We start from the raw sequence: 6,011 nt of genomic DNA on the forward strand, positions 1-6,011 counted from the left end.
GGTGTCTATATCCATTCCGGTGGAGTGGGCAGGGGGCCGTCCGGGGTGACGGCGAGCGCATGGCCGCCGTCCCGGCCGATCAGCCAGGCGGCCAGGTCGGGGGCGGGACCGGTGACGGTCGGTGCGCCGGCGCGGTCCCCGATGACCACCTCGTGGTGGCTGCCGTCGACGCGCAGCACCATCGACGGCGGTGCCGGCCCGTCGCCGTGATGGGTGGCCGCCTCGCGCAGCAGCCGGTGGGCGAACGTCTCCGACCAGTCGCCGGGCCGGTAGCTGGCGGCCAGGTCCAGGTGGTGCACCTCGATCTCGCGCAGGCGACCCCAGACGAGCAGGACGGCGGGCCACGGCCCTCGGCGCGCCTGCACCGTCGCCCCCCACGCCTCGGCCGGCATCGCCTCGACCGCCTCGGTGAACAGGTCCGCGGTGCGCCGCAGGTCGTCCAGGTGCTCGGCGGCCGGCCGGCCCGCTCCAGCCTCGATGTCCGCCGTCCGGGCCGCCAGCGAGGCGTACATCGGCAGCGGCTCACCGGTGCGGGCCGCGGTGAGCAGGTTGACGAAACCGTCCGCGTTGCGGGCCAGGTGGGCCAGAACGTGACCGCGCGACCAGCCCGGCAGCAGCGACGCCGCGGCCAGGTCGGCGGCGTCGAAGGAGGCGGCGGTACGCAGCAGCCGGCTGGTGGCCGCGTCCACCTCGCCCATCAGCAGCAGCGGGTCCGTGGTCACGCGTCGACCCTAGCGGTCCGCTGACGCGCCGTCGTCGGGGAAATCGCTTTCGGCGCGTCGGCCCGCGCCCTACCGTCGGCGCCATACGCGGCACCGGGGCGTCGGATGGAGGTGGTGTTCATGCCGGACGTGGCACGCGTGTTCCGCCATCACCAGCTTCGACACCGATGAGGATGCCATGACGATCGATCTGACCGCCCTCGGCTGGGACGCCGACCGCGCGGCCTACGCCGCCCGGCGTGGCGAGCACCACCCGGGCCGGGTGGCCCGGGTGGACCGGGGAGTCTGCACGGTGCTCACCGCCGCCGGCCCGGTCCGGGCCAGCCTCGGCCCGGCGGTGCTCACCGCCGCCGCCCAGGATCCCTCCGCGCTGCCCTGCGCCGGCGACTGGGTGCTGCTCACGCACTGGCCGGACCGCCGGACCACCGTGGCGACCGTGCTGCCCCGGCGGGCCGCGCTGATCCGCCGTACCGCGGGCAAGGACGCCAGCGGCCAGGTGCTGGCCGCCAACCTCGACGCCGCCGCGGTGGTCGAGCCGGTGCACCCGGAGCCGGACGTCGGCCGCATCGAGCGGCTGCTCTCGCTGGCCCACGAGTCCGGCGCGCGGCCGCTCGTGGTGCTGACCAAGGCCGACCTCGCGGCCGACCCCGCCGCGCTGGCCCGCCAGATCGCCGAGGTGGCGCCCGGGGTGCCGGTGCTGCCGGTCAGCGCGGAGCGTGGCGTCGGGCTGGACCCGCTGCGCGCCGAGGTCGCGCCGGGTCGCACGCTGGGCCTGCTCGGGCCGTCCGGCGCCGGCAAGTCGAGCCTGGTCAACGCCCTCGCCGGGGCCGTGATGATGCCGACACAGGCGATCCGTCGGGTCGACGGCAAGGGTCGGCACACCACCACCTGGCGGGCCCTGGTGCCGATCCCGGGCGGCGGCGCGGTGATCGACACGCCCGGCGTGCGGGCGGTCGGCCTGCTCGACGGCGCCGCCGGGTTGGACCGGGCGTTCGCCGACATCGCCGGGCTGGCCGAGGGCTGCCGGTACGCCGACTGCGGGCACGACGGCGAGCCCGCCTGCGCGGTCCGCGACGCGCTGCGCACCGGGGAGTTGTCCCCCCGGCGGTGGGAGAGTTGGCGGCGACTGCAGGGGGAGGTGGCCCACGAGAGCCGGCGGCGGGAGGCGCGGCTGGCCGCCGAGCGGCGCGGTGGCTGGCGCGGGGCCCGGCGCAGGGCAGCCCGGCCGCCGTCGCCCGGGGGCTACTGACCGGCACGATCGTCGGGCGGCTGGTCGATGCGCCGACCGGCTGGTCGGCGCGGCCGACCGGGCTGAGCTGGGGGAATGTGCGGGCGAGGGAAACTGTCGTACCTCGGGGCTAGAGTTGCCGAGGCGTGTTTTCCGCGCCCGCACGACCGCTCAGAACCACCGCTCCGAACCACCGCTCCGAACCATCGCAGAGCGGGACAGATCCCTCCGCTTCACCTTCACCCGGGAGTACACGTACCGTGGCCGACCGACTCATCATCCGTGGCGCGCGCGAGCACAACCTGCGTGACGTCAGTCTCGACCTGCCCCGGGACGCACTGATCGTGTTCACCGGGCTGTCCGGGTCGGGCAAGTCGAGCCTGGCCTTCGACACGATCTTCGCCGAGGGCCAGCGGCGCTACGTGGAGTCGCTCTCGTCGTACGCCCGGCAGTTCCTCGGCCAGATGGACAAGCCCGACGTCGACTTCATCGAGGGGCTGAGCCCGGCCGTCTCGATCGACCAGAAGTCCACCTCGCGCAACCCACGCTCGACCGTCGGCACCATCACCGAGGTCTACGACTACCTGCGCCTTCTCTTCGCCCGCATCGGCGAGCCACACTGCCCGGTCTGCGGTGAGCGGATCTCCCGGCAGAGCCCGCAGCAGATCGTCGACCGGGTCCTCGCGATGGCCGAGGGCACCAAGTTCATGGTGCTCGCCCCGGTCATCCGCGGCCGCAAGGGCGAGTACGTCGACCTCTTCGCCGAACTGCAGGCCAAGGGCTACGCCCGGGCCCGGGTCGACGGCGTGGTGCACCCGCTGACCGAGCCACCGAAGCTCAAGAAGCAGGAGAAGCACACCATCGAGGTGGTGATCGACCGGCTCACCGTCAAGCCGAGCGCCAAGCAGCGGCTGACCGACTCGGTCGAGGCCGCCCTGGGCCTGTCCAGCGGCCTGGTGCTGCTCGACTTCGTCGACCTTCCGGAGGACGACCCGGACCGGGAGCGCCGCTACTCCGAGCACCTGGCCTGCCCCAACGACCACCCGCTCGCCATCGAGGATCTGGAGCCCCGGGTCTTCTCCTTCAACGCGCCGTACGGCGCCTGCCCGGAGTGCACCGGTCTGGGCACCAAGAAGGAGGTCGACCCGGAGCTGCTGGTGCCCGACCCGGAGCGCAGCCTGCGCGAGGGTGCCATCCAGCCGTGGTCCACCGGGCACAACCTCGAATACTTCCTGCGGCTGCTGGAGGCGCTCGGCGAGGCCCAGCACTTCGACGTCGACACCCCGTGGCGGGCGTTGCCGGCCCGCGCGCAGAAGACGATCCTGCACGGCTCCGACGACCAGGTGCACGTGCGCTACCGCAACAAGTACGGCCGTGAGCGCTCCTACTACACCGGCTTCGAGGGCGTGGTGCAGTGGATCGAGCGCCGGCACTCCGACACCGAGTCCGAGTGGTCCCGCGACAAGTACGAGGGCTACATGCGCGACGTGCCGTGCGCGGCCTGCGGTGGAGCCCGGCTCAAGCCCGAGGTGCTCGCGGTCACCCTGGCCGGCAAGAGCATCGCCGAGGTCTGCAACCTCTCCGTCGGGGACTGCGCCGACCTGCTCGCCGGCATCGAGCTGACCGACCGGCAGAAGATGATCGCCGAGCGGGTCCTCAAGGAGATCAACGCCCGGCTGCGGTTCCTGCTCGACGTCGGCCTGGACTACCTCTCCCTGGACCGGCCGGCCGGCACCCTGTCCGGTGGTGAGGCGCAGCGCATCCGGCTCGCCACCCAGATCGGCTCCGGCCTGGTGGGCGTGCTCTACGTGCTCGACGAGCCGTCGATCGGGCTGCACCAGCGCGACAACCACCGGCTGATCGAAACCCTGATCCGGCTGCGGGGGCTGGGCAACACGCTGATCGTGGTGGAGCACGACGAGGACACGATCCGCACCGCCGACTGGATCGTCGACATCGGGCCCGGGGCCGGCGAGCACGGCGGCAAGATCGTGCACAGCGGTTCGGTGCCTGCGCTGCTGAAGAACAAGGAGTCGATCACCGGGGCGTACCTGTCCCGGCGACGGTCGATCCCGACGCCGACCGGCCGCCGCGCGCAGGACCCGGGCCGCGAGTTGGTGGTGCACGGCGCGCGGGAGCACAACCTGCGCAACCTGACCGTCGGGTTCCCGCTCGGCCAGTTGATCGCCGTCACCGGCGTCAGCGGCTCGGGCAAGTCGACGCTGGTCAACGACATCCTGTACGCGGTCCTGGCCAACCAGATCAACGGCGCCCGGCTGGTGCCCGGCCGGCACACCCGGGTCTCCGGTCTGGAGCACGTGGACAAGGTCGTCGGCGTGGACCAGTCGCCGATCGGCCGGACGCCGCGCTCCAACCCGGCCACCTACACCGGGGTCTGGGACCACGTCCGCAAGCTCTTCGCCGAGACCACCGAGGCCAAGGTCCGGGGGTACGGGCCGGGCCGGTTCTCGTTCAACGTCAAGGGCGGCCGCTGCGAGGCCTGCTCCGGTGACGGCACCATCAAGATCGAGATGAACTTCCTGCCCGACGTGTACGTCCCCTGCGAGGTCTGCAAGGGCGCCCGGTACAACCGGGAGACCCTCGAGGTGCACTACAAGGGCAAGACCGTCTCGGACGTGCTGGAGATGCCGATCGAGGAGGCCGCCGAGTTCTTCTCCGCCATCCCGGCCATCCACCGGCACCTCAAGACGCTTGTCGACGTCGGCCTGGGCTACGTCCGCCTCGGCCAGCCCGCGCCGACGCTGTCCGGCGGTGAGGCGCAGCGGGTCAAGCTCGCCTCCGAGCTGCAGAAGCGCTCCACCGGTCGGACGGTCTACGTGCTCGACGAGCCGACCACCGGCCTGCACTTCGAGGACATCCGCAAGCTGCTGATGGTGTTGGAGGGGCTCGTCGACAAGGGCAACACGGTGATCACCATCGAGCACAACCTCGACGTGATCAAGACGGCCGACTGGCTGATCGACATGGGCCCGGAGGGTGGGCACCGAGGTGGCACGGTGCTCGCCACCGGCACCCCGGAAGAGGTCGCCGAGGTGCCCGAGAGCCACACCGGTCAGTTCCTGCGCGGGGTCCTCAAGCTCGACGGCGAGGCCAAGGGCGCGGCGGCCGCCTCCACCCGCGCCGCCAAGGCCAACGGCGTCACCAAGGCGCGGGCCAGCCGCAAGGTGGCAGCCGGCGCACGCTGACCCCGACAGCCGGGGCGGGTCCGAACCCTTTCGTGTACGCCGAGTGGGCGTGGGCGAGCCGGTTCGGCCCGCCCCGTCTCATTTCCTGGTCGGCCAGATGCCGGGGTGAACCGTCCGGCACAGTTGCCCGTGTGGAGAAGTGTGGCCGGCTTTGGACCGGCCCAGCGGGCTACAGAGAGGCGAGGCATGAGTGACGATCAGGCGCTGACCGGTCCGGGTATGCAGACCCGTCGGGCTCTGCTCACCGGTGTCGGAGCGGCCGGCGCGGCCGTCGTCCTGGCTGCCTGCGGCAGCGACGACACCGGTGACGGCGCCGCCGCCCCGACCAGCGGTGGCCCGCCGGTGCCCAGCACCGGTGACGCTGGCGGCGGCAATCGGCAGGACGCCCAGTCGCTGGCCACCACGGCCGACATCCCGGTCGGTGGCGGCAAGATCCTCGCCGCCGAGGGCGTGGTGATCACCCAGCCGACCGCCGGGCAGTTCAAGGGCTTCAGCCCGATCTGTACGCACCAGACCTGCCCGGTGTCGAACATCGACGGCGGCACCATCAACTGCACCTGCCACGGCAGCAGGTTCTCGATCGAGGACGGCTCGGTGAAGGCCGGCCCGGCCACCAAGCCGCTGCCCTCCAAGGAGATCAAGGTCACCGGGGACCAGATCTCGCTGGCCTGAGCGCTGGGCCTCGCCCCGTTGGCGCGTATCCGATGATGGGGGTTGGCGCCGCAGGTTGATCGACTCGCGTCCGGGACGTCGGGGTGTCGGCCGACACCCCGACGGCCCGAAACGCCGAGTGTTAGAAACGCCGCTCAGTTGATGGGAGGGGAGGGAGAAAGTGTTTGGTGTGTACTGGTGGTA

Annotated in this window: 4 protein-coding genes; 3 read left to right on the forward strand and 1 reads right to left on the reverse strand. The window is 72.2% G+C overall.

Translation table 11 applies throughout. The annotated features are described in order from the left end of the window. Window positions 1-5: 5 nt before the first annotated feature. On the reverse strand, window positions 6-722 hold the full coding sequence (locus ABZ808_RS25745; RefSeq protein WP_357011213.1) for a maleylpyruvate isomerase family mycothiol-dependent enzyme: 717 nt from the start codon (window positions 720-722) through the stop codon (window positions 6-8). Window positions 723-900: 178 nt separating this feature from the next. Here ABZ808_RS25745 and rsgA point away from each other — a divergent pair, with 178 nt between their 5' ends. From rsgA to ABZ808_RS25760, 3 genes are all read left to right on the forward strand, one after another. Further along, the gene (gene rsgA / locus ABZ808_RS25750; protein WP_357011215.1) at window positions 901-1,971 is read left to right on the forward strand and encodes a ribosome small subunit-dependent GTPase A; all 1,071 of its coding nucleotides are present in this window, start codon (window positions 901-903) and stop codon (window positions 1,969-1,971) included. A gap of 239 nt (window positions 1,972-2,210) precedes the next feature. Continuing rightward, complete coding sequence (gene uvrA, locus ABZ808_RS25755) at window positions 2,211-5,156, forward strand: excinuclease ABC subunit UvrA (protein WP_357011217.1); 2,946 nt, start codon at window positions 2,211-2,213, stop codon at window positions 5,154-5,156. A 186-nt stretch (window positions 5,157-5,342) separates the two neighbouring features. Next, window positions 5,343-5,828: a Rieske (2Fe-2S) protein gene (locus ABZ808_RS25760; RefSeq protein WP_357011219.1), complete on the forward strand. Its 486-nt coding sequence runs from the start codon at window positions 5,343-5,345 to the stop codon at window positions 5,826-5,828. Window positions 5,829-6,011: the final 183 nt, after the last annotated feature.

The organism is Micromonospora sp. NPDC047527, assembly GCF_040643015.1.
In the GTDB taxonomy this organism is placed as follows: domain Bacteria; phylum Actinomycetota; class Actinomycetes; order Mycobacteriales; family Micromonosporaceae; genus Micromonospora.